Raw genomic sequence first — 24,823 nt, forward strand, 5'->3', positions numbered from 1 at the left:
CCCTTATTGCGCCTGAACACGTAGTTCGGCACTACTGCGAGCGCGATGCCCGAGTAAACTTTTTACGTCACTTGATATTGGTTTTACTAATTTGAACATCGGTAAGTACAATTCAAAGTTAGCCAAAATACTTTCTGCTCTGCACGAACCCGTAAGCTCTAAATGCTCAGCAATTAAGCCGCGTAAATGTTCTTGATGCGACGTTAATTCGTCTAGTGTTACTATTTCGACAAGCTCTGGATTAATGCGTTTTTCAAAATCATTTCGCTCATCTAAAATATAAGCAAAACCACCTGTCATACCCGCGCCAAAGTTAACGCCTACATTGCCCAGTACACATACAACGCCGCCCGTCATGTATTCACAACAGTTGTCACCTACACCTTCAACAACCGCTTGCACACCTGAGTTACGTACTGCAAAACGCTCGCCTGCACAACCTGCAGCAAACAGCTTGCCGCCTGTTGCACCGTATAAACATGTGTTGCCTGCAATTGTGGCTTTGTGACTTTCGAACGAAGAGCCAAGTGGTGGACGAATAACTAGCTTACCGCCCGCCATGCCTTTACCTACGTAATCGTTTGCATCGCCAACCAGTGTCATTTCAAGGCCACCGGCATTCCACACACCAAATGATTGACCGGCAGTACCGTGTAGCTCAATTGCTACAGGATCTGCCGCCATACCTTGGTTGCCATATTTATCGGCAATATAGCCAGAAAGCATTGCACCTACCGATCTGTCCGTATTACAAATACGACTTACTAGTGAAATACCGCTTGAAGCATCAATTGCCTCTTGTGCTTTAGCAAGCAAACTTTCGTTTAACTTACCTAAGTAATGCGAGCTATTTGGCGCGCTACAATAAAGCGTTTCGCCAGTTGGGTTATTTGGCTGAGCTAAAACAGACGATAAATCAATTTTCTTCTGTTTTGCTGTTTTGCCTTCAATTGCTTCAAGCAAATCTAAACGACCGATTAAATCAGTTAAGTTTACAACACCTAAGCTAGCCATGATTTCACGTGCTTCTTGCGCTATAAACTTAAAGTAGTTCATCGCCATTTCTGGTAAGCCGTGGTAATGCTTTTGACGAAGTGTTTCGTCTTGTGTTGCAACACCGGTCGCACAGTTGTTTAAATGGCAAATTCGTAAGTATTTACAACCAAGCGCAACCATTGGGCCGGTACCAAAGCCAAAGCTTTCTGCACCTAAAATTGCCGCTTTAATTATATCTAAACCTGTTTTTAAACCACCATCTGTTTGCAGGCGAATACGATGACGTAGTCCGTTTTCAACAAGGGCTTGCTGCGTTTCAGCAAGTCCTAGCTCCCATGGGCTACCTGCATATTTAACTGAAGTAAGTGGGCTTGCGCCTGTACCACCATCATAGCCAGAAATAGTAATTAAATCGGCATACGCTTTAGCAACACCCGTTGCAATGGTTCCTACGCCTGGTTCTGAAACCAGTTTTACAGAAATTAGCGCTTTAGGGTTTACTTGTTTCAAATCGAAAATTAGCTGCGCTAAATCTTCAATTGAATAAATATCGTGATGTGGTGGTGGCGAAATTAACGTAACACCGGGAACCGAATAACGAAGTTTAGCAATGTATGGGGTTACTTTTTCACCCGGTAATTGACCGCCTTCGCCTGGTTTTGCACCTTGCGCTACTTTAATTTGAATAACGTCAGCACTGCGTAAATAATGCGGCGTTACGCCAAATCGACCTGAAGCAACTTGTTTAATACGCGAGTTTTTCTCGGTACCATAACGCAGCTTATCTTCGCCGCCTTCACCAGAGTTTGAACAACCGCCTAAGCGGTTCATTGCAATTGCTAGAGCCTCATGCGCTTCTGGCGATAATGCACCAATACTCATTGCTGCTGAATCGAAACGCTTGTATAGGTTTTCTGCAGGCTCTACATCATCGATGCTAATGCCTTGCTCTGGAATTTTAAGCGCAAGCATGTCACGTAAAGTGGCAATAGGACGCGTATTAACAAGTTTTGCATATTCACTGTAATCACTATATTCACCAGAACGAACTGCTTTTTGTAGGGTTTGGATTACATCTGGATTATAAGCATGATACTCGCCACCATGTACGTACTTAAACAAGCCGCCGTGGCTTAATAATTTACGCTTACTTAGAGCGAGTTTGTGTAAGCTTTGCTGATCGTCATCAAAGTCGGTAAAGCATGCGCCCTGTATGCGACTTGCAACACCTTTAAAGCACATTTGTACAATAGCGTCAGATAAACCAACCGCTTCAAACAACATTGAGCAGCGATATGACGCAACCGTACTTATGCCCATTTTAGACATGATTTTGTATAAGCCCTTGTTAATGGCTTTACGGTAAGCAAGAGTTACTTCGCAATACGACTTATTAATAATTTTGCTGTCGCTCATTGCAACTAACGATTCATACGCAAGGTATGGATAAATTGCCGTAGCACCAAAGCCTAATAACACAGCAAACTGATGCGCATCACGCACGCTACCGGTTTCAATGATAATGTTTGATTCACAGCGAAGATTGTTATCAACTAATCGTTTTTGTACCGCACCTACAGCCATAGCTGCTGGAATCGGCAAATTTGCTTCATCAAAGTTACGGTCAGTTAAAATAAGCATGATACAACCAGCGGCTGCTTTTTCTTGTGCTTGGTCACAAATACGCGTTACCGCATTTTCTAAACCTTCTTCAACTGTGTAGGTAATATCAATTTTACAGTAGCTGTAATGCGCTTCATCAGCATTTAATAGCTGCTGCATGTCTGCATACATTAAAATTGGCGTATCAAACTGTAGGCGCTTAGCATGGCCTGTTGTTTCGTTAAATACGTTTTGCTCACTACCAATACATGTCGCAAGCGACATTACATGATTTTCACGCAGTGGATCGATAGGTGGGTTTGTTACTTGCGCAAATTTTTGGCGGAAGTAATCATACAGCGAACGATGCCCTTCACTAAGCACAGCAAATGGCGTGTCATCACCCATTGAGCCGGTTGCTTCTTGGCCGTTTTCACCCATTACACGAATAACGCTATCAAGCTCTTCGTTGGTATAACCAAACATTTTTTGATATTTAGCTAGCGTTTCGTCATCAAATGAGCGATTACCGGCGTCTTGCTCAGTAAGTTCTTCAAATGGAACTAAACGCTTAACGTTTTCTTCAAGCCATGACTTGTAAGGATGGCGAGATTTTAAATCTTGATCGATTTCATCTGAGTGCCAAATTTTGCCAAGCTTAGTATCAATAACTAATAATTCACCTGGACCAACACGGCCTTTTTCAACTACTTCATCGGCAGTGTAATCCCAAATACCCACTTCTGATGCAAGCGTAATAAAGCCATCTTGTGTAATTACATAACGCGCTGGGCGAAGTCCATTACGGTCAAGGTTACAAGCCGCAAAACGACCATCCGACATTACAATACCTGCCGGGCCATCCCATGGTTCCATATGCATAGAGTTAAAGTCGTAAAATGCACGTAAATCGTCGTCCATTGCACGGTTTTTCTGCCATGCAGGTGGCACGAGCATACGCATAGCGCGGAATAAATCCATGCCACCAGCTAAAAATAGCTCAAGCATATTATCTAGGCTTGATGAATCAGAACCGGTTTCGTTTACAAACGGCGCTGCGCTTTGTAAATCAGGAATAAGCGGTGACGCAAACTTGTATGAACGTGCGCGTGCCCACTGGCGGTTACCTTCAATAGTATTAATTTCACCATTGTGTGCTAAATAGCGGAAAGGTTGAGCTAAAGGCCAACGCGGCTGAGTATTAGTAGAAAAGCGCTGATGGAAAACACAAATCGCACTCGTCATACGAATATCAGCTAAATCCAGGTAAAAATTTGGTAAATCTGCAGGCATCATTAAGCCTTTATAGATAGTTACCAAACCAGATAAACTTGCGATATAGAAAGCTTCGTCATCAACAATGCGCTTTTCAGCGCGGCGGCGTGCTACATATAAGCGACGCTCTAAGTCTTTAGAACGCCAACCTTCTGGCGCGCTAACAAAAATTTGTTCAAAACCTGGTAATTGCTGTACAGCAATAGGACCCAACATAGATGGGTCAGTTGGCACAACGCGCCAACCTAAAATATTTAACGTTTCTTTTTCTAATTCTTCGCTAAGTATTTGTTTTGCAGCTTGCGCTAAAACAGGGTCTGAATTTAAAAATATCATACCCACTGCGTAGTTTTTGCCTAAGTGCCAGTTATGTTCACTAGCAATAGCACGGAAAAAGCTATCTGGTTTTTGTAATAATAAACCACAGCCATCACCTGTTTTGCCATCGGCAGATATACCACCACGGTGCTGCATGCGATCAAGCCCCGTAATAGCAGTACGAATAAGCCTATGACTAGCTTGACCATTAACTTGGGCTATTAAGCCAAAGCCACAATTTTCTTTTTCTAACTTTGAGTCGTATAACATAGACCCCTCCCCTTGCTGCACTGTTAGCGTGGATGAACTGCTCGACGATTTGCTAACAGACGGACAAAACTAGCCTCTATCTTAAATAGAGTCAATAGCACTTTGAATACATATTCACATTCTTGAATATTTCTCACTTCATAGCAAGATTTCTTTTTATCATTATTTTTAACATTTAGCGTTATTTTAACCACTATTTTTTCATGACACTGGTGTCAAGTTTAACATATTGTAAAAAACACGAGCCTCCAGCATGCCAGCTTACGTAAACGTAAAGACAACCGAAAGTGAATAAGTATTCAGCGCTAGAGGGGCTATTCAGTTAACATTTAGATAGTTTTATGCTATTTCATTACTTTAATGGCTTAACATCCCCGATTATTGCTGCTCATTAGTATAGTTATGAAAGTTCCTGTCATTTTTTGTAAGTTAATAGTGAATTTTTATTTAAAACTATGTCCGATGTAGGCATAAACTTTAAAGTCTAGAAAGCAAAACGCCTAAAATATATAGCCCAGAAGGGAGTTACAAATTTAAACGTAAAGTCTGGCAATACGCTTGCCCTATTATAAAGTTCTGAGTTGATAAATGAATTAAAGCAACAGGAGTCTCTGCTTATATAGAAAAAAGTAATACGAATTATCAGCTACGAAATAAAAATTCACACGAGTCAGGCTCCAACGCCAATGAAATACATATTCAGGTCGAATTTGTACCCCAAGCTTGTGTTATAAATGTGAGCGACTGCGGCAAAGGAATGAGCGAGCAAGTAATGGCAAATGCTTTAGTGCCCTTTTATTCTACAAAAAGTACGGGGAGTGGTTTAGGGCTAGCCTTATGCAGAGAAATAGCAGAAGCGCACCAGGGGCATATAAGTTTACATAACAAAATAGAGGGCGGCTTAAACGTACAAGTGAGCCTTCCTTATTCGTAAATTCACAAAAATTAAAAACAACAAAGCCACTTAAAAAGTGGCTTTGTGTTTAAAGAGCTTAATAACCTGATAGCAGGTTGAGTAATAAATTACTCTGCGTCAGCTACTTTATATTTAGCAGCAGTTTCTGTAATTAACGGCTGTAATTCACCGCGTTGAAACATTTCGATAATAATGTCACAACCACCAACTAATTCGCCATCTACCCATAATTGCGGGAATGTTGGCCAATTTGCGTATGCTGGAAGCTCAGCACGAATGTCTGGATTAAGTAAAATATCAACGTATGCAAATGGTTCACCACATGACATTAACGCTTGCGATGCTTGTGAAGAAAAACCACAATTAGGTAATTTTGGTGACCCTTTCATGAAAAGGATTATTGGGTTTTCTGAAATTTGCTGTTTAATTTTATCAATGGTTTCCATCTACAACCTCAAAGTAACGATAGCTAAATATATTTAGGTCTTGAAAATAACTCATCGTGACCACAAATATATAACTTAATATGGGCAAATAAAGCCGCAATTGAAATAGTCTTTCGCAATAGCATTGCTGTTTGCTTAAACTTGAGTAAAATACTCAACAATTATAGTAACACTATATTACCGCTTGGTATAGGTAACTGCTCTGTTTCAACAGACATTACGTATTACCAAATGGACTATCAACCAAAGAAGATGGAGATAAAAAAATGGCATTTGAACTACCGTCACTACCATATGCAATCGACGCACTTGAGCCACATATTTCAAAAGAAACACTAGAGTTTCACCATGGCAAACACCACAACACTTACGTGGTTAAGCTTAATGGTTTAATCCCTGGTACTGAGTTTGAAAACAAATCTCTAGAAGAGATCGTATGTTCATCAGAAGGCGGCGTATTTAACAACGCAGCACAAATCTGGAACCATACTTTTTACTGGAACAGCTTATCTCCAAACGGCGGCGGCGAGCCTACTGGCGCAGTTGCTGATGCAATCAACGCCAAATGGGGTTCTTTTGATGCGTTTAAAGATGCATTAAATGACAAAGCAGTAAATAACTTTGGTTCAAGCTGGACGTGGTTAGTTAAGCTTGCTGATGGTTCACTAGACATCGTTAATACATCTAACGCTGCTACACCATTAACTGATGATGGCGTTACTCCAATCCTTACAGTGGATTTATGGGAACACGCTTACTACATTGATTACCGTAACGTTCGTCCAGATTACCTTAAAGGTTTTTGGTCGCTTGTTAACTGGGAATTCGCGAACGCTAACTTCGCTTAATTAGCCTTTAAACGCTAATGTAAAAAAGACGCTTAGGCGTCTTTTTTTGTTTCTTATTTATCACACCCAAGCGCCTTACTATTTAATAAAACACTTTTAGTAACATGATCTTTTTTCACTTAAATTTTTAATTTTATTGCACAAAAATACACATTCGTGACTAGACTTTAAAAGGTAAGCACCTTTTTACAGCGGGTTTCGGAGGTTATTATGACGATTTTTGAGCATTACCAAGCACGATACGAAGCGGCACAGGAAGAAGAATACAGTATCGCTGAATTTCTTGAGATTTGTAAAACCGATAAGTCTGCCTACGCCAGCGCACCAGAACGCCTACTCATGGCAATTGGCGAACCACACATGGTAGATACCGCAACGGATGCACGACTAAGCCGGTTATTTTCTAATAGAGTAGTTGCGCGCTACCCTGCCTTTGCTGATTTTTATGGTATGGAAGACGCCATTGAGCAAATAGTCTCTTATTTAAAACATGCGGCTCAGGGGCTAGAAGAATGCAAACAAGTGCTTTATTTACTTGGACCTGTTGGTGGGGGTAAATCATCCATTGCTGAAAAACTCAAATATTTAATGCAACAAGTACCTATTTATTCAATTAAAGGCTCTCCGGTAAACGACCATCCTCTTGCATTATTTGACCCAATAGAGGACGCCGACGTACTAAAGCAAGAATACGGTATTAAACCGCGCTACTTAAAAACCATTATATCGCCTTGGGCTGGCAAACGCTTAAAAGAATTCAATGGTGATATTAGCCAATTTAGAGTGGTTAAGCGCTACCCCTCAATTTTAAACCAAATAGGCATTGCCAAAACCGAACCTGGAGATGAAAACAACCAAGATATTTCAGCGCTAGTGGGTAAGGTCGATATTCGCCAGCTTGAGCACTTTGCCCAAAACGATCCTGATGCATACGCCTACTCTGGCTCTTTATGTTTAGCTAACCAAGGGCTGATGGAATTTGTAGAAATGTTTAAAGCACCTATTAAAGTGCTGCACCCTTTACTTACCGCAACACAAGAGGGTAACTATAACGGCACAGAAGGCATTAGTGCTCTGCCTTTTAATGGCATGATCCTCGCTCACTCTAATGAGTCTGAGTGGCAAACCTTTAAAAACAATAAAAACAACGAAGCATTTTTAGACCGTGTCTATATTGTAAAAGTACCTTACTGCTTACGTGTAACTGAAGAAATTAAAATTTACGACAAATTACTTGAGCACAGCGAGCTATACAACGCGCCATGCGCGCCGGGTACACTTAAAACATTGGCGCAATTTACGACGCTATCACGTTTAAAAGAGCCAGAAAATTCAAGTATTTATTCTAAAATGCGGGTATATGATGGCGAAACTCTAAAAGACACCGACCCTAAAGCAAAATCGTATCAAGAGTATCGTGATTACGCAGGTGTTGATGAAGGCATGACGGGGCTCTCTACTCGCTTTGCCTTTAAAATTTTATCCCGCGTGTTTAACTTTGATACCACTGAGGTTGCTGCAAATCCGGTGCATTTGTTCTATGTGCTTGAACAACAAATAGAGCGAGAACAATTTTCAAGCGAAATAGAAGAGCGTTATTTAAGCTTTCTAAAAGGCTATTTAATTCCGCAATATGTAGAGTTTATAGGTAAAGAACTGCAAACCGCTTATTTAGAATCGTATTCAGAATACGGACAAAACATTTTTGACCGTTATGTTATTTATGCAGACTTTTGGATACAAGACCAAGAATATCGCGACCCTGATACAGGACAACTATTTGACCGTGAGGCACTTAATGCCGAACTTGAAAAAATAGAAAAGCCAGCAGGTATTTCTAACCCTAAAGATTTCCGTAATGAAATAGTGAACTTTGTATTGCGTGCCCGTGCGCACAACAACGGTAAAAACCCACTATGGACAAGCTACGAAAAACTACGCACGGTGATTGAGAAAAAAATGTTCTCTAATACCGAAGATTTACTCCCCGTAATTTCGTTTAATACTAAAACGTCTGCTGAGGATCAGCAAAAGCACGAAGACTTTGTGAACCGTATGGTCGAAAAAGGCTATACACAAAAACAAGTTCGCTTGCTTTCTGAGTGGTATTTACGGGTTAGAAAATCGCAATAACCTTCATAGTCGTAGTATATAGGAGGTCAATATGGCGCATTTTATAGATAGGCGTTTAAACGGAAAAAATAAAAGTACGCTTAATCGCCAGCGCTTTATTAGGCGCTATAAAAAACAAATTAAAGAAGCGGTTTCAGATGCGATTAACAAGCGCAGCGTTACCGATTCAAGCTCTGGTGAGAGTATTTCTATTCCACAGCGCGATATCAGCGAACCTACGTTTCATCAAGGACAAGGCGGGAATAGAGAACAAATTCACCCAGGCAACGATCAGTTTTCTACAGGTGATAAAATTGAGCGCCCTACAGGCGGACAAAGCCGCGGTGCCGGTGAAGGTGACGCCAGCGATTCGGGCGAAGGGCAAGATGAATTTGTATTTTCGATATCAAAAGATGAATACCTTGATTTAATGTTTGAAGATTTAGAACTTCCTAACTTACAAGAGAACCAGCTTGATAAGTTAGTGCAAATGAAAACCCATCGCGCAGGTTTTTGTAGCGACGGCATGCCAAGTAATATTGATATTGTCCGCTCATTACAAGGCTCGCTTGCACGGCGTGTTGCCATGAGTGCAGGTAAAAAACGCCGTTTAAAAGAGCTCGAAGAACAACTTGCTCTGCTGCTTGCTGGTCCACATAACGATAAAGCGGCAATTGCTTTATTACAAAAAGAAATTGCAGCATTAAAACTACAAATTAAATCGGTCCCGTTTATTGATAACTACGATTTACGTTTTCGTAATTACGAAAAGCGCCCTCACCCCACCAGCAAAGCCGTGATGTTTTGTATTATGGATGTGTCGGGCTCAATGGATCAGCCAACAAAAGACATGGCAAAGCGCTTTTATATTTTGCTCTATCAATTTTTAACACGCAGCTATAAAGACATAGAAGTTGTTTATATTCGCCACCACACACAAGCAAAAGAAGTAGACGAGCAAGAGTTTTTTTATTCTCAAGAAACTGGCGGCACTATTGTTTCAAGCGCACTTAAATTAATGAACGAAATAATAAAAGAGCGTTATCACGCAAACGAGTGGAATGTATACGCCGCACAAGCCTCTGATGGCGATAACTGGGCGGACGACACCCCGCAGTGTGGTGAAATTTTACGTAATAAGCTCTTAAGCGCAGTACGCTATTTTGCTTATATTGAAATAACCACTCGTGCTCATCAAAGCCTATGGCGCGAATATGAATCTATAACACACAGCCATAATAATTTCGCCATACAGCATATTCAAAGCGTTGAAGATATTTACCCAATTTTTAGGGAGCTATTTAAAAAAGGTCGTCAACAGCAAAACTCTGCATAGCCAAAAGCGAGGTAGCATTATGAATGATAAACGATTGAGTGATGGCCCAGATTGGACCTTTGATTTATTAGATGAGTACCAAGGTGAAATTGCCCGTGTTGCAGCTCACTACAGGTTAGACACCTACCCTAATCAAATTGAAGTGATAACCGCAGAGCAGATGATGGATGCTTATTCAAGCGTTGGCATGCCTATTGGCTACAGCCATTGGTCTTACGGTAAAAAGTTCATTCAAACAGAGCAAAATTATAAGCGCGGACAAATGGGTCTCGCTTACGAAATAGTGATAAATTCAGACCCTTGTATTGCGTACTTAATGGAAGAAAATACCCTACCTATGCAAGCGCTTGTAATGGCACATGCATGTTACGGACATAACTCATTTTTTAAAGGTAACTACTTATTTAAAACCTGGACCGATGCTGGCTCAATTATTGATTACTTGGTATTTGCTAAAAACTACATAAGTCGCTGTGAAGAAAAGCACGGTATTACACAAGTAGAAGCCCTACTCGACTCATGTCATGCATTAATGAATTACGGAGTCGATCGCTACAAACGTCCACAACAAATATCGCTATTTGAAGAGCAAAAACGCCAACAAGAGCGTGAAGACTACCTTCAATCGCAAGTAAACGAATTATGGCGAACTATTCCCGAGCAACAGCAAGAAACCAAAAAGAAAGTACGCCATTTTCCTTCTGAACCTCAAGAAAATATTTTGTATTTTATTGAAAAAAATGCCCCATTACTCGACTCTTGGCAACGTGAAGTTATACGTATTGTTCGTAAAATTTCGCAATACTTTTACCCACAAAAGCAAACTCAAGTAATGAACGAAGGTTGGGCAACTTTTTGGCATTACACCATCCTTAATCACTTATATGATGAGGGAAAACTCACCGACTCTTTCATGTTAGAGTTTTTACAAAGCCATACCAACGTAGTTTATCAGCCACCTTATAACAGTAAGTATTATTCAGGTATCAACCCATATGCTTTAGGCTTTAATATGATGGTTGATATTCGCAGAATATGTGAGCACCCAACTGAAGAAGATAAACGCTGGTTCCCTGAATATGCAGGCAGTAATTGGCTAGATACACTGCATTTTGCAATGGAAAACTTTAAAGATGAGAGTTTTATTAGCCAGTTTTTATCGCCTAAGTTAATTCGTGATTTTAAATTATTTACTATTATTGACCATACTAATAACCCCCATTTAGAAATTGGCGCAATACATAACGACAATGGCTATAAAGCAGTAAGAGAAGCGCTCTCAGCGCAGTACAACTTGAGTAATCATGAGCCCAACATTCAAGTATATGACGTTGATATTAGAGGTGACCGTTCACTAACCCTACGCTATGTACCCCATAACAACATTCCTTTAGCAAACTCGCACAAAGAAGTGCTTAAGCATCTTTACAGATTATGGGGCTTTAAAGTAAAACTAGAGCAAGAGTCAAATTCTGCTGAGGTTTCAATGATTGGTCAATGCCCAATAGATGATTCTAGACACACAACAGAATAATGAAGGGCAATAAAATTTTCATACTGATTGGGTTTGCTCAGCAGATCGTAAAAAAACACACTATTATTTAACCCTAAATTCTGGATATAAAAAATGACGCTCAAGCGTCATTTTTTATATCTTCGTAGGCTATTACTTTATTTCGCCCTGTATTTTTAGATTGGTACAGTGCTTTATCTGCAGCCTCTATCCAGCGCTCATGATTTTTAAAATCATTACTCCTACCAGCCAGCCCTATACTTACCGTCATTGTTATTTCAAAGTGTTTATACTTCACAGGGTTAGTTTCAATCAATACCCTTAAACGCTCAGCAAACACAAAAGCGCCTTCTTTATCTGTATCAAGTAATGTCACTGCAAACTCTTCACCGCCATAACGCCCTGCAACATCAGTTTCGCGCAGCGTCGTACGTAGTAAGTTAGATAAATGACGAAGCGATTCATCACCACAGCTATGGCCATATTCATCATTTATTTTTTTAAAGTGATCAATATCAAACATTAATAATGTACTACAGCCACCACTTCGCTTAACTCTTAAAAACTCTTGGCGTAGCGTACCTTCCCAGTGTCCACGGTTTGCAAGCTGCGTTAAGCTATCTGTTTGACTTACTTGTTCTAATTTTTTGTTTAACTCTTCAAGCTCTTTTTTATTTACCGCGACATCTGTTACATCATACAAAATAATACAAATATGGCTAACTTCGCCCATCGTATTTGTAAGAGGGATAAATGTCGCATTTTGATACATGTAATCAGCTTTACCAGTAATAGGTCGATAATTTTTAAACCTAAAAATGTATGGCTGCTGCTCCCAAATCGTAAAAGAGCGGTTTTTTAAAACAAAAACCGATTCTGATTTACTTCTAAACCATTTTTCGTCTATTGCTGGAAATAAATCAAATAGGTCTTTATCTTTTACTGCGCTTGGTAGAAGCCCTGAATGGTTTTCCATAAAACCATTCCATACACACACTTTATAGTCTCTATTAAGCACTACAAGGCCTACATCAACGGTATTGAACATATCCATTAACCAATGGATTTCAGTCATCTCTAAATCAGCAGCCATAACTTAATCTTCTAATAGGTAAGCAACTTTGTACTTCAAAGTTTTAAGTGAATCTTCAGTAAATAACAGCATGAGATCGCAATTTATATCATGGTTTTCAATACCGTAACTAATCTCTATAGCAAGCGTACGCTGCCAACGTGACTTATTTGATTTAACCAGTTCAGACACGTCTCGGTGTTGGCCAAGTACAATCGGGTGCCCTTGGCTAAATGACATATCGAGCTGCTTAGAAAGCCCCGTTAAAATAGCGCCTATCAAAATATTACTAATATCCATAAGCAGCTCAAGTTCAATTTTATCGTTTAACTCGCCGTCATAATTCATCAAAGAAGCTATTTCTTTAAAGCTTGAATCATTTAAAAGTAATAACGCCTCGCCCGAAATGCCACCGCCAATAAAGCCCTGGCACACACCCGATGTAGCTGCATTATTATCTATAGACTGCAGCGCCATATCGAGTTCATTAACTTCCAAAATATTCACATTAGGAATTGGTAGCTCTACAAACACATTAAGAAGGCGCGCAAGTAAATCCCCAGCCTGTCCCATAGCAACGTTAGTGAGTTCTTGGTATATATCCCGAACATCAGGGTCAACTTGCTCTCCAAGCGAATGAGAGAGACGCTCACGCATGGCTTTATCTTTAATCCCATGGTGTTCAATTATGCTGGCTAGTTTTTCGGGGGAACATGGTTTTTGAATGAAATCGATAGCACCAAGTTCAAGCACTCTTTGATGTGCACTTGGCTGTATATCACCAGAGACAACAACAGTGAGTATGTTTAGCCCCTGTTCTTTCATAGCGATTAATACTTCATACCCATCCATTTCAGGCATGTTTAAATCGAGAAAAAGTATTTCTGGTTCAATTAACTTTATTTGCTTTATGCAATCAACGCCGTCGAGTGCAAATTCAACTTTAATATCCCAATCTTCAGGTAATGAACGAGCTAGCTGACGCCTAGCTAATTTTGAGTCATCACATATTAGTACCGATGTTGACATATTATCTCTCTGTTTCTAAACCAGTAATGAGCATTAAAATCATTTTATGATGGTTTTTATTTTTATTATTGAAGATATATTTTGTAACTTCATGTTAATCAAAGTTTAGCACAGTTACAATTTTTATATTGCAGAACTAATCCCAACTTCATCAGAGCGGTATAATCTCTTGGTTACTATAGCGCAGTATAATACACTGACGCCCATTGCGTTAATTTAAAAGGAAATACCTTATGTTACGTTCACTTACCTTTGCTTTGAGCGCATTTTGCTCTGTGGCTATTGCAGCCGATTACCCAGAAAACACGCTAGACATAGGAAAAGTATCTGCACAAGGCAAACCAGTCACTTTATTAGGCAAAGGGATCTCTGTTGGAGATAGCGCGCCAAATTTCAAAGTAGTTGATGACAACTTCATCCCTGTAACGCTTGAGGATTACAAAGGCCAAGCTGTATTGATAAGTGTAGTGCCAAGTCTTGATACAGGTATTTGTAGCCTGCAAACTAAGCATTTCAATGAAAAAGTAGCCTCGCAATTTCCAAGTGTTGTAATGCTAACAATTAGTGCTGATTTACCATTTGCTCAAAAGCGTTTTTGCAAAGCTGAAAATATCGATAAAATCACTACGTTATCAGATTCTGTTTGGCGCGATTTTGGCCAAAAATACGGATTGATTATTAAAGATATGGGCTTATTAACGCGAACTGTATTTATTTTAGATGAAAGCCATAACGTCATTTATAAACAATTAGTTAGTAGCCTTTCAACTGAACCAGAATACAACAGCGTAATTGAGAAACTTAAAACGCTGTAAAGCCGATTAAATAGCATTGATTAAGCAATGCTAAACAGCCTTAAAACAAAAAACCGCCAATTGGCGGTTTTTTAATGTGCTTTTATAATTAACCTAAAAGCTCACCAAGTTGTGAACTAACAGCTTCAACAGCTTGTGTACCATCTAGTTTGTGGTATTGAGTATTACCAGCAGCAGCTTCTGCTTGGTAGTAATCAACTAATGGCATAGTTTGCTCGTGATAAATACCTAAACGTTTACGTACTGTTTCTTCAGTATCGTCAGCGCGAACAATTAAGTCATCTCCAGTTTCGTTGTCTTTACCTTCCACTTTTGGTGGATTATATACAATATGGTAAACACGACCAGAACCAGGATGAACGCGACGTCCGCCCATACGTTCAACAATCACTTCGTCAGCCACGTCAAATTCAATAACGTGATCAACCACTACGCCATTTTCTTTCATCGCATCAGCTTGAGGAATTGTGCGTGGGAAGCCATCAAGTAAAAAACCTTTCTCACAATCAGCTTTAGTAATACGCTCTTTTACTAAACCAATAATAATATCGTCAGAAATTAGTTGACCAGCATCCATTACTTTTTTTGCTTCTAAGCCTAATGGCGTGCCCTCTTTAATTGCTGCACGTAACATGTCGCCAGTAGAAATTTGTGGAATACCGTATTTGTCCATTAAAAACTGAGCTTGAGTACCTTTACCTGCACCCGGCGCGCCCAAAAGAATAATGCGCATATTATTGTCCCCTAGTATGGATATTTATTTTAAAGCCTGAATTCTTCCACAAGCGCCGCCGATACTCAAGCAACTTATACTAATTGATGAGTTGTTGATGTATTTACAGCGCATTAAAAAAGGGAACATACGTTCCCTTTTATTTAAAGTATATAATTTATACTTTTATTAACTAAATAGTTAACTGACTACTTGCTTAGTTCAAGCATTAGTTTGTTTAGGCGAGTAACAAACCCAGTTGGATCTTTAAGTGTACCGCGCTCTGCAAGTAATGCTTGGTCTAATAAAACATGTGACCACTGTGAAAATTTATCTTCATCTTGTTCGTCATTCAAATGCTTAACAAGTTGATGCTCTGGGTTTAGCTCAAACACAGGTTTTGCTTCAGGGGCTGCTTGACCTACAGACTCCATTAGCTTTTGCATTTGTGAGCTCATATCGTTGTCGTCGCTTACAACACACGCTGGAGAATCTGTTAAGCGGTGCGTAAAGCGTACTTCTTTAACGTCTTCACCTAATGCTGTTTTAATACGTTCAACAAGCCCAGCCATTTCTTTTTCAGACTCTTCTTGTGCTTTTTTAGTTTCTTCGTCGTCAAGTTTACCTAAATCTAGGTCACCACGTGTAATTGACTGTAGTTGCTTATCAGCAAATTCAGTTAAGTGGCTCATCATCCACTCATCAACACGGTCACTTAGTAGTAATACTTCAATGCCTTTTTTGCGGAAAATCTCTAAATGCGGAGAATTTTTCGCAGAGGTAAATGTATCAGCTACTACATAGTAAATTTTATCCTGACCTTCGTTCATGCGCTCAACATATTGCTCAAGCGACACATCTTGCGTTTCTGAATCAGTATGAGTCGAAGAAAAACGTAATAGTTTACACACAGCTTCTTTATTTGCCGCATCTTCAGCTGGGCCTTCTTTCATTACTTGGCCAAACTCGTTCCAAAATACTTGGTAATCGTCAGCTTTGTTTTTAGCCATACGCTCAAGCATTTTAATAATGCGCGATGTACACCCTTTACGAATAGCTTGCGTTACTTTGTTGTCTTGTAGAATTTCACGAGATACGTTTAGAGGTAAATCGTTTGAATCTAGTAAACCTTTCACAAAACGAAGGTAGCTTGGCATGAACTGCTCAGCATCATCCATTACAAATACACGTTGTACGTAAAGCTTTAAGCCACTTTGACGTTCACGGTTCCATAAATCGAAAGGTGCTTTTTTAGGGATGTATAAAAGGCTCGTGTATTCAGTTTTACCTTCAACCTTATTATGTGCCCAGCTAAGTGGATCTTCCCAGTCGTGGCTTACGTGCTTGTAAAACTCTTTGTATTCTTCATCAGAAAGCTCTGACTTATCACGCGTCCACAATGCAGTTGCACGGTTAATGCTTTCCCACTCACCTGGTACTGCTGGAATTTTTTCGCCGTCTTCGCCTTCAGACTCTGGTACTTCTGCTTTAAACATTTGTACAGGTGTTGAAATATGGTCTGAGTATTTTGTAACAATGCCACGTAAGCGGTAATCGTCAGCAAATTCTTTTTCTTCATCACGAAGATGTAAAATAATGTCGGTCCCACGGCCTTCTTTTTCAATTTCTTGAAGCGTGTATTCGCCTTCACCTTGAGATTCCCACTCGTAAGCGGTTGTTTCACCGGCTTTACGTGTACGAACAGTTACTAAATCAGCAACAATAAATGCTGAGTAAAAACCAACACCAAATTGACCAATTAATTGTGAATCTTTACTTTGATCACCCGTTAAGTTTTTGAAAAACTCAGCAGTACCCGACTTTGCAATAGTACCCAATGAGCTTATTACTTCATCACGTGTCATACCAATACCATTATCAGAAATGGTAATTGTATTTGCTTCTTTATCTGCGCTAATACGAACACGTAAATCGGCATCACCTTGGTAAAGGTCGCCTTGAGATAGCGCTAAAAAGCGTAACTTGTCTGCCGCATCTGATGCGTTTGACACAAGTTCGCGTAAAAATATTTCTTTATTAGAATAAAGAGAATGAATCATTAAGTTTAATAATTGTTTTACTTCTGTTTGAAAGCCTAATGTTTCTTTTTGTGCTGCAGTCATTTATATATCTCCAATTTGCAAAGTGTCTGCGTTATGCACTTAATATGGGGTGAGGTGTTAGAACTTCAAGGGAAAAATCAAAAAAAGGTGAAACGAAAAAATAGAATATCTCGTTTATCTAAAATGGGTGCGGACAATTAATATGAATCTTTTCACCTGTTGTTGGATGTTCAAAATATAAATCGCTGGCATGTAATTGTAAGCGTCCCGCCATGTACTCACTTTGCGCACTTTTATATAAATCACAGCCTAAAATTGGGTGCCCTATAAACTGGCTGTGTATTCGTAATTGATGGGTACGTCCGGTAACGGGCGTAAATTGCACTAAGGTTCTGCACGGTTGTTTAAGCCGCTCAAGCACACTATATTCACTCACCGCTACTTTGCCCGTCGTTTGGCAAATTTTAACTCGCGGAAAAAGCAGTTTATCTTTTGCTATTGGTGCAGTAATTTCCCCCTCATCAACAGCTAAGCTACCCTCTAACATGGCTACATAACGCTTTTGGATAGTACGCGCCTGAAACTGTTTATTAAGATGCTTTGATGCTTTGGCGTTTAATCCAACAATCATAATGCCCGATGTACCCAAATCTAACCGATGCGGTAACTTTGCCTCAGCAAATGCGGCTGTTAACTCTTTTTGACCATGTACTAAACGGTAATGTACTGAGTCCCAGTTAAGCGGATTCTTACCAGACAAACTTAATAACCCACTGGGTTTATTGATCAGTAAAATATCATCATCTTGATATAATATTTCAATAAACCCGTCGCACTTAGGCGCTACAAAGTCATCAACAATCATTTGTGACTCTACTGGTGTATCCAATATTGAGTTAGCCATTAAATTAATCAATATCTTTTGAATGAAGCGCTTTTAAAGCCAATACTTGCTCACGCAAATCGTCTGCTACTACTTTGTCAGCAGCAATCGGGGTACCTACTGCAACCGACACTAAAGAGCATTTTAATCGTGGTAGTTGCCACTTAGCTTTTCGGCTAAACATACTTCCCCACAGGCCCCCTAAATGCACAGGAATAACAGGCACAGGTGAGCGCTCAATAATGCGCTCGATTCCACGGCGAAAAATATCGATAGAGCCGTCACTGGTTAGTTTTCCTTCAGGGAAAATACCAACAAGTTCGCCTTTATTAAGCGCAGCAGCCACTTCGTCAAAGGCTTTTTTAAACGCTTCCGGATTGGTTTTTTCACTGTTAATGGGAATAGCTTTGGCCATTTTAAATAACCAATGTAGGGCTGGCGAATAATAAATAGGGGCAAATACCATAAATCGGATAGGCCTTGGTGATGCGGCTAAAATAAACATCCAATCGACAAAGCTCACGTGATTACACACTATAACGGCAGCGCCTTCATCTGGAATATTACTTTCACCTTTTGTACGCACTCTGTACATACAAATAGCTAAAATATATATAATAAATCGTAAAAAGAACTCTGGTACTTTGGTATAAATATAAACAGATATAAGTAAGTTTAGCCCAGCAAGTAACAGTAGCAACTCTGAAATACTCCACTGAAAAACAGACAGCGTTACAATACTTAAAACAGCACTGCCCACCATAAACAGTGCATTTAATACATTGTTAGCCGCTATAACTCGTGAGCGACTCGACTCTTCAGTACGCTGTTGAATAAGCGCATACAGCGGTACAGTGTAAAAACCAGAGCCAATACCAATGCCTGCCATCCATACAAAATGCCACAACATGTCGCCTGTTTTTAATAACTGATCAAGCGTCAATAATTCAAGGTTTTGAGGTAAATAAGAGCTAATGGCTGGCTCTTGGCTCAGTAAGTATAAAAACAAGGTAATTAAAATAGCGCCAAAAGGCACAATTCCTAATTCTATTCGAGAGCGAGAAAGCTTTTCACACAATAACGAACCAATAGCAATACTTAGTGAAAACACAACAAGCGCGCTAGTTACAACCAGTTCATCGCCGCCCATTGTGTGTTTTACATAATTTGGTAGGGACGTTAAAATAATTGCGCCAATTAACCAAAACCAACTGATCCCGAGGACTGATTTACCAACCGATTCTGTTTGCGAATTAAGTGCTGAAAATACATTTTTCGTGGATGAAAATATATTATAGGTAAATTTTAAGTTAGGCTCGTTTGCCTCACTAATGGGTATAAAGCGACTGCTCACATAACCCATAACAGCCAGTACTAATACGGCAATACTTATAAGCGTAGGCCCTACTGATTGAGTAATATAATAGGTGCCAAAAATTGTACCCATTAGTATCGCTACAAACGTGCCTGATTCAACCAAGCCATTCGCTTTTGTTAATTCGTTAGGGGCTACGTGCTGCGGTAAAATAGAGTATTTTAATGGACCAAAAAATGTACTTTGTACGCCCATTAAAAACACGGTGGCTAACATCAGCCAAACGTATTGCGTTAAAATCGAGACTGCCCCTACAACCATAATAGGGATTTCACATAGCTTTACGATTCTGATTAGTTTGGATTTTTCTGTTTTTTCAGCTAACTGCCCCGCTATCCCTGAAAATAAAAAGAAAGGTAGGATAAATAACCCAGCAGCAATATTTGAATAAAGTGCGCCATCAGCAAGCGTTGCAGCCTGGAATATCAATAAAATAAGCACTGATTGCTTATACACGTTATCGTTTATCGCTGAGAAAAACTGCGTAATAAAAAGCGGTAAAAAACGCTTACTACCCAGTAATGTACCTTGGTAGGGTTGATTATCTTTCATTGTATTCCTTACTAATTAGAGACATAGCCCAAAAATATATTATACCAATTTGTTTAATTAAATGATCTATTTTGAGGGCGGAAAAACGTGTTGATAGCTAGGCAAAAAATTCGCTATTTAGTTGTTCTAAATGAGAATTTTTTAACGCAGGTAGCGACACGTTTAGCCCCGCAAAATGATTAAGTATTATTGCGGATTGGTATTAGATTGTTTCTAAGCTTACCTTAAAAACAAAAAAGCCTACATAATTTAATCATGTAGGCTTTTATAATATCTTTTCAAATAGTGACTTAAAGTTAGTCTTGTGTAACTAAACGCCTGCCGCTAAAAGCATGCATAAGCGTTCTACCATCTACTAAATCAAGCTCGCCTCCCACAGGAATACCGTGAGCAATCCGCGAAGCACCTACTTTATATTTATGACAAAGCTGAGCAATATAATGAGCTGTAGTATCGCCTTCAACGGTAGGGTTAGTCGCTAAAATAACCTCATTAATACCGCCTTGAGCAAGTTTTCGCTCTAAAACGTCTAAGCCAATTTCTTTAGGGCCGATACCGTCAATTGGCGATAAATGACCCATTAAAACAAAGTATAGCCCTAAGTACTGACCCGTTTGCTCAATGGCAAGCACATCAGTAGGCGATTCAACAACACATAATATGCCGCTATCTTGGCGTTTTGTACTTAAACAAATATCGCACTGGGCTTGTTCGCAAAAAGTACGACAAGACTGACAATGCCCTATGGCTGTCATTGCTTTAGTCAATGCATTGCCCAGCTGAGTGCCTCCCTTTCGGTCGCGCTCAAGCAAGTGAAAAGCAATACGTTGCGCTGATTTTGGACCAATGCCCGGTTGACAGCGCAGTGCTTCTATAAGCTGATTTAAACTATCTGAAAGTTGCATTATTTACTTAAAACGGCATTTTCATACCTGGTGGTAATTGCATACCGCCAGTTACTTTACCCATGCGCTCTTGTGTTTCTTCTGCAACACGGCGTACAGCATCGTTACATGCTGCTGCAAGTAAGTCTTCAATCATGTCTTTGTCGTCTTCCATAAGGCTTTCATCAAGTTGAACACGACGTACATTGTGGTTACCAAGCATGGTTACTTTAACTAAACCGGCACCGGCTTCGCCAACAACTTCTAATGTTGCGATTTCGTCTTGGGCTTTTTGCATGCGATCTTGCATTTGCTGCGCTTGCTTCATCATGTTGCCCATTCCACCTTTAAACATAACTTTCTCTCTTTCTTTTAATACATTAATTAACATGAACATAAGGGCGATTGTAAGTAATTACAATGCCTGAATACTGTTTTCGTCAATTTCGGCGCTAAATACTTGCTGAAATTGTACTATGTTTTCGTCAGATGTGATCACATCGATTGCTTGTTGATGACGACCTGCATCAATTTTTTGCTGAATAAGATAAGGAGAGTCAATAACTCCCTTAGCAAAATTAATACTTAACGACACGTTATGCTCATAAATACTCGACAATGCGGCATCTAATCTTTGGCGAAGCATCGGTGTATCCAAATGCTTTTGTGATTCATCAACGTCTATATGTAAACTGTTGCCTTGCTTGGTAAATATTGAATGCAATGCAAATTGGCGCATACGACCACCCAGTCCCATACGTTTAATTAAATAAGCCCATTCATCTTGTTGATGTGCAAATCTAATTTCACTAATTGGGCTTTGAAAATCATCAGGGGCAGGAATACTTACTTCCTCTGGCACTATTTCAGGCGCTTTTTGAGGGTTTATTTGCTCAAGTAATTCTGGCGCAAGATTTTCAGTAATTGTTTGGTGCTTTGCTTTAAAATCAATCTTACTAGCTGGCTTTATGTTGGAGTGATTATGTGCCTGGGTTTGGCCCCCTGTTACTGGGAGCTCATGCTTTTTTTCACTCTCACCTTCGCTATCAGTTGCCCAAGGAGGGATATCGCCAGACGTAGTACTTGAAGGGCTATTAAGCTCACTTACACTTGTATCTGCACTACCTTGATGAACACTTTGGGCTTTAGGCATTCTTGGATGTTGTTCTGGCTTTTTAGCAGGCGCTTGGCTTGGCTGCACTGCTACATTATTTGCAGATGTACTTGTACTCTTGCCTGATAACCTACCCGCACCCGATATGTTTCTGTCACGTAAAATACGAGCAATGGCAGATTGCGCCTGCGCTTCTTGTTCAGCTATTGGCGTACTTGCATTGTGATTTGTTAAGGGCTCTGGTGAAAACTCTGAGTTTGCAGTAGGTGCAGGTTTAAAACCCTGATCTACAGCGCTACTCATTATATCGTCAAACTGCGAAGCTAACGTTTGCTCAGCATCACTATGTTGCATGTAAGCTTCATCTTCACTTTGGCGCTGGGCTTGAGCATCCGAAACAACATTGGTTTGTGGTTGTTCATTAGCTGAAGCCTGTTGTTCAAAAGCGTTTTCACTTTGTTGAACCGGTTGCTCTACTGCAACTTGGGCAGGCTCATTATTACTTTGTACGACGTTATTATTCGATGTCTGAGCAGCAACATTTGGTAAAGGCTCTATCTCAAGGGATTTAGTCTGCTCTGTATTGCTAACTGGCTTAGTATTATTTACAGGGACACTACTTTGGCTAGCTACAGTGTTTTGCGATGTTTTATTTAATATATCTCGCAGTGCATTTGCACGGCCTTGTTTATTTGGGGCCGGCTCTTCGTTTACTGTGTGTACAGTTTGTTGAGCGTCTGTAGGCTTAAATGCTAATAATCTTAGCATTATCATTTCAAAACCTAAGCGAGGCTCTGGTGCCCATTGTAAATCTTTTTTACCATTTAACAGTAACTGATAATAAATTTGAATTTGTTGTGGGCTCGTATGTTGTGCAACATGAGCAATATAATCTACATTTTTTTCATCTAGCCCTGCCGCTTCTGGCACTAACTGGGTTAGTTGGGTCAAATGCGTAAGTGCAATTAAATCATCAAGCAATGCCACATAATTAGGATTACGACTTGCCACCTGCGCAATCTCATCCATTAGCGCAGCGCCATCTTGTGCAAGTAATGCTGCAAGCAAGCTTTGGCTATAATGAGTATCCATTAAACCAAGCATTGTTTGTACTGCTTGATTATTAATATCACCATTTGTTTGTGCGATAGCTTGGTCGGTTAAGCTAAGCGCATCACGCATACTGCCATCAGCGGCTTTTGAAATAATGCTAAGTGCATCGGTATCAAAGCTAAGCTGCTCTTGAGTAAGTACGTGTTCAAGCTGTGTTTTAATTTCACTTTGCGACAAGGCATTTAAGTTAAATTGTAAACAGCGAGATAAAATAGTAACTGGTAGTTTTTGAGGGTCGGTCGTCGCCAATAAAAATTTCACATGCTCTGGTGGCTCTTCAAGCGTTTTTAAAAGCGCATTAAAGCTGTGCTTAGAAAGCATGTGAACTTCATCGATTAGGTATACTTTATAACGTCCACGTGTTGGTGCATATTGAACGTTATCGAGTATTTCGCGGGTGTCTTCTACTTTTGTACGAGAAGCCGCATCTATTTCGAGTAAGTCAATGTAGCGCCCTGCTTCTATATCTAAACAGCTGCTACATTGGCCACACGGATTTGCAGATATACCTTCGTCGCAATTTAAGCTTTTAGCAAAAATACGCGCAATAGTGGTTTTACCTACACCGCGGGTTCCAGTGAATAAATAAGCGTGATGCAGTCTATTTTGTGTAAGCGCATTTACAAGCGCTTGCTTAACATGAGACTGCCCAACCAATTCATGAAAGGTTTGAGGACGCCATTTTCTCGCTAGAACCTGATAACTCATCGATTACTCGCCTTCGAATTCAACCAATTTTAGGATTTTAATACCCATTTTTTTGATGCGCTGCTCGCCACCAAGCTCTGGTAGTGATACAACAAATGCAGCATCTGTGGCTTCGCCACCTAGTTTATGAACTAATTTAGCGGTGGCTTCAATTGTGCCGCCAGTTGCTAATAAGTCATCAACTAATAATACTTTATCGCCAGGTACAATTGCATCAACATGCAGCTCTAGCGTGTCTTCACCGTACTCAAGTAAGTAATCTTGACGAATAACTTCGCGTGGTAACTTACCTGGTTTACGAACTGGAATAAACGGAATGCCTAATGCGTAAGACAGTGGCGCACCAAAAATAAAGCCACGTGATTCTGTGCCAATTATTTTAGTAAAACCCTGATCTTTATATTCTGCGATAAACGCGTCAATAGTTGCTTTAAAGGCTTCTGGATTTGCCATTAAAGTGGTTACATCGCGAAACATGATGCCCGGCTTTGGATAATCAGCAATTGTAGTTATGCTGTTTTTGATAATTGCTGGTGTTACTTGAGTCATAATTTTAACTGCTCAATTGTTTATATTACAAAGCAGGTGATTATAACCTTAACTAACCTTTAATTGCGAGTTTGGCGTTACTATAAAAGAAGTATTAACTATGGGGGTGTAATTAAAATAAAGTGGTTCAAGGCTGAAGTAAGCAACAGCCTTAATAAACGCTATGCATTTTAAGTTAAGCTAGTGATCCAGCCTAATATTGCATTTAAACAACCAATCCCTGCAAATACAGCTAAGAAAGCAAGAAAATAAGTAGCATTGAACGGATCTTTAAAGTCTTTATCATCTGACATTGGTACAACCTTTTATTAAGCACGACAAA

Annotated in this window: 18 protein-coding genes and 1 pseudogene; 6 read left to right on the forward strand and 13 right to left on the reverse strand. The window is 39.8% G+C overall.

Annotated elements, in window-relative coordinates; genetic code table 11:
• Positions 1 to 3: 3 nt before the first annotated feature.
• On the reverse strand, positions 4 to 4,461 hold the full coding sequence (gene gltB, locus GQR39_RS04895; RefSeq protein WP_165734955.1) for a glutamate synthase large subunit: 4,458 nt from the start codon (positions 4,459 to 4,461) through the stop codon (positions 4 to 6).
• 655 nt (positions 4,462 to 5,116) lie between these two features.
• Here gltB and GQR39_RS04900 point away from each other — a divergent pair.
• A pseudogene (locus tag GQR39_RS04900) lies at positions 5,117 to 5,395 on the forward strand (ATP-binding protein); the annotation flags it as partial.
• Positions 5,396 to 5,484: 89 nt separating this feature from the next.
• On the opposite strand, the gene GQR39_RS04905 reads toward GQR39_RS04900, so the two are convergent.
• Positions 5,485 to 5,823, reverse strand: a complete 339-nt coding sequence (locus GQR39_RS04905; protein ID WP_165734956.1) for a Grx4 family monothiol glutaredoxin — start codon at positions 5,821 to 5,823, stop codon at positions 5,485 to 5,487.
• A 266-nt stretch (positions 5,824 to 6,089) separates the two neighbouring features.
• Between GQR39_RS04905 and GQR39_RS04910 the strand changes: the two genes are divergently transcribed.
• The 4 genes from GQR39_RS04910 (at position 6,090) to GQR39_RS04925 (ending at position 11,653) form a co-directional block, all read left to right on the forward strand.
• Entirely contained in the window at positions 6,090 to 6,671 is a 582-nt protein-coding gene (locus GQR39_RS04910) for a Fe-Mn family superoxide dismutase (protein WP_002960323.1), read from the forward strand.
• Between the two features lie 210 nt (positions 6,672 to 6,881).
• On the forward strand, positions 6,882 to 8,804 hold the full coding sequence (locus tag GQR39_RS04915) for a PrkA family serine protein kinase (RefSeq protein WP_165734957.1): 1,923 nt from the start codon (positions 6,882 to 6,884) through the stop codon (positions 8,802 to 8,804).
• Positions 8,805 to 8,835: 31 nt separating this feature from the next.
• A complete protein-coding gene (locus GQR39_RS04920) occupies positions 8,836 to 10,119 on the forward strand; it encodes a YeaH/YhbH family protein (RefSeq protein ID WP_165734958.1) in 1,284 nt (427 codons plus the stop codon).
• A 19-nt stretch (positions 10,120 to 10,138) separates the two neighbouring features.
• On the forward strand, positions 10,139 to 11,653 hold the full coding sequence (locus GQR39_RS04925; RefSeq protein WP_165734959.1) for a SpoVR family protein: 1,515 nt from the start codon (positions 10,139 to 10,141) through the stop codon (positions 11,651 to 11,653).
• 100 nt (positions 11,654 to 11,753) lie between these two features.
• On the opposite strand, the gene GQR39_RS04930 is transcribed toward GQR39_RS04925, so the two are convergent.
• A complete protein-coding gene (locus GQR39_RS04930; protein WP_165734960.1) occupies positions 11,754 to 12,725 on the reverse strand; it encodes a diguanylate cyclase in 972 nt (323 codons plus the stop codon).
• A gap of 3 nt (positions 12,726 to 12,728) precedes the next feature.
• Positions 12,729 to 13,733 (reverse strand): response regulator, encoded by a 1,005-nt coding sequence (locus GQR39_RS04935; protein WP_007584074.1) that lies wholly within the window; start codon positions 13,731 to 13,733, stop codon positions 12,729 to 12,731.
• A gap of 233 nt (positions 13,734 to 13,966) precedes the next feature.
• On the opposite strand from GQR39_RS04935, the gene tpx reads away from it, so the two are divergent.
• Positions 13,967 to 14,548 (forward strand): thiol peroxidase, encoded by a 582-nt coding sequence (gene tpx, locus GQR39_RS04940; RefSeq protein ID WP_024598337.1) that lies wholly within the window; start codon positions 13,967 to 13,969, stop codon positions 14,546 to 14,548.
• 88 nt (positions 14,549 to 14,636) lie between these two features.
• Here the strand turns inward: tpx and adk are convergent, their stop codons facing one another.
• The 9 genes from adk to GQR39_RS20385 form a co-directional block, all read right to left on the reverse strand.
• Positions 14,637 to 15,281 carry an adenylate kinase gene (gene adk / locus GQR39_RS04945; RefSeq protein WP_007584076.1) on the reverse strand — a complete coding sequence of 215 codons (645 nt, stop codon included), beginning with the start codon at positions 15,279 to 15,281 and terminating at the stop codon, positions 14,637 to 14,639.
• Positions 15,282 to 15,469: 188 nt separating this feature from the next.
• The gene (gene htpG / locus GQR39_RS04950; protein ID WP_076924124.1) at positions 15,470 to 17,383 is read right to left on the reverse strand and encodes a molecular chaperone HtpG; all 1,914 of its coding nucleotides are present in this window, start codon (positions 17,381 to 17,383) and stop codon (positions 15,470 to 15,472) included.
• A 118-nt stretch (positions 17,384 to 17,501) separates the two neighbouring features.
• Positions 17,502 to 18,227, reverse strand: a complete 726-nt coding sequence (locus GQR39_RS04955; protein WP_165734961.1) for an RluA family pseudouridine synthase — start codon at positions 18,225 to 18,227, stop codon at positions 17,502 to 17,504.
• A 4-nt stretch (positions 18,228 to 18,231) separates the two neighbouring features.
• Positions 18,232 to 20,133: an MFS transporter gene (locus GQR39_RS04960; RefSeq protein WP_165734962.1), complete on the reverse strand. Its 1,902-nt coding sequence runs from the start codon at positions 20,131 to 20,133 to the stop codon at positions 18,232 to 18,234.
• Positions 20,134 to 20,429: 296 nt separating this feature from the next.
• Positions 20,430 to 21,038 carry a recombination mediator RecR gene (recR, locus tag GQR39_RS04965; RefSeq protein ID WP_165734963.1) on the reverse strand — a complete coding sequence of 203 codons (609 nt, stop codon included), beginning with the start codon at positions 21,036 to 21,038 and terminating at the stop codon, positions 20,430 to 20,432.
• Positions 21,039 to 21,045: 7 nt separating this feature from the next.
• Positions 21,046 to 21,372, reverse strand: coding sequence for a YbaB/EbfC family nucleoid-associated protein (locus tag GQR39_RS04970; protein ID WP_002962306.1), 327 nt, complete (start codon positions 21,370 to 21,372; stop codon positions 21,046 to 21,048).
• A gap of 60 nt (positions 21,373 to 21,432) precedes the next feature.
• A complete protein-coding gene (gene dnaX, locus GQR39_RS04975; RefSeq protein WP_165734964.1) occupies positions 21,433 to 23,952 on the reverse strand; it encodes a DNA polymerase III subunit gamma/tau in 2,520 nt (839 codons plus the stop codon).
• Positions 23,953 to 23,955: 3 nt separating this feature from the next.
• Positions 23,956 to 24,501, reverse strand: a complete 546-nt coding sequence (apt, locus tag GQR39_RS04980; RefSeq protein WP_007584093.1) for an adenine phosphoribosyltransferase — start codon at positions 24,499 to 24,501, stop codon at positions 23,956 to 23,958.
• Positions 24,502 to 24,671: 170 nt separating this feature from the next.
• Positions 24,672 to 24,794, reverse strand: a complete 123-nt coding sequence (locus GQR39_RS20385; RefSeq protein ID WP_002962301.1) for a hypothetical protein — start codon at positions 24,792 to 24,794, stop codon at positions 24,672 to 24,674.
• Between the last annotated feature and the right edge of the window lie 29 nt (positions 24,795 to 24,823).

The sequence above is a fragment of the Pseudoalteromonas sp. C8 genome, assembly GCF_011378685.1.
Taxonomy (GTDB): Bacteria; Pseudomonadota; Gammaproteobacteria; order Enterobacterales; family Alteromonadaceae; genus Pseudoalteromonas; species Pseudoalteromonas arctica.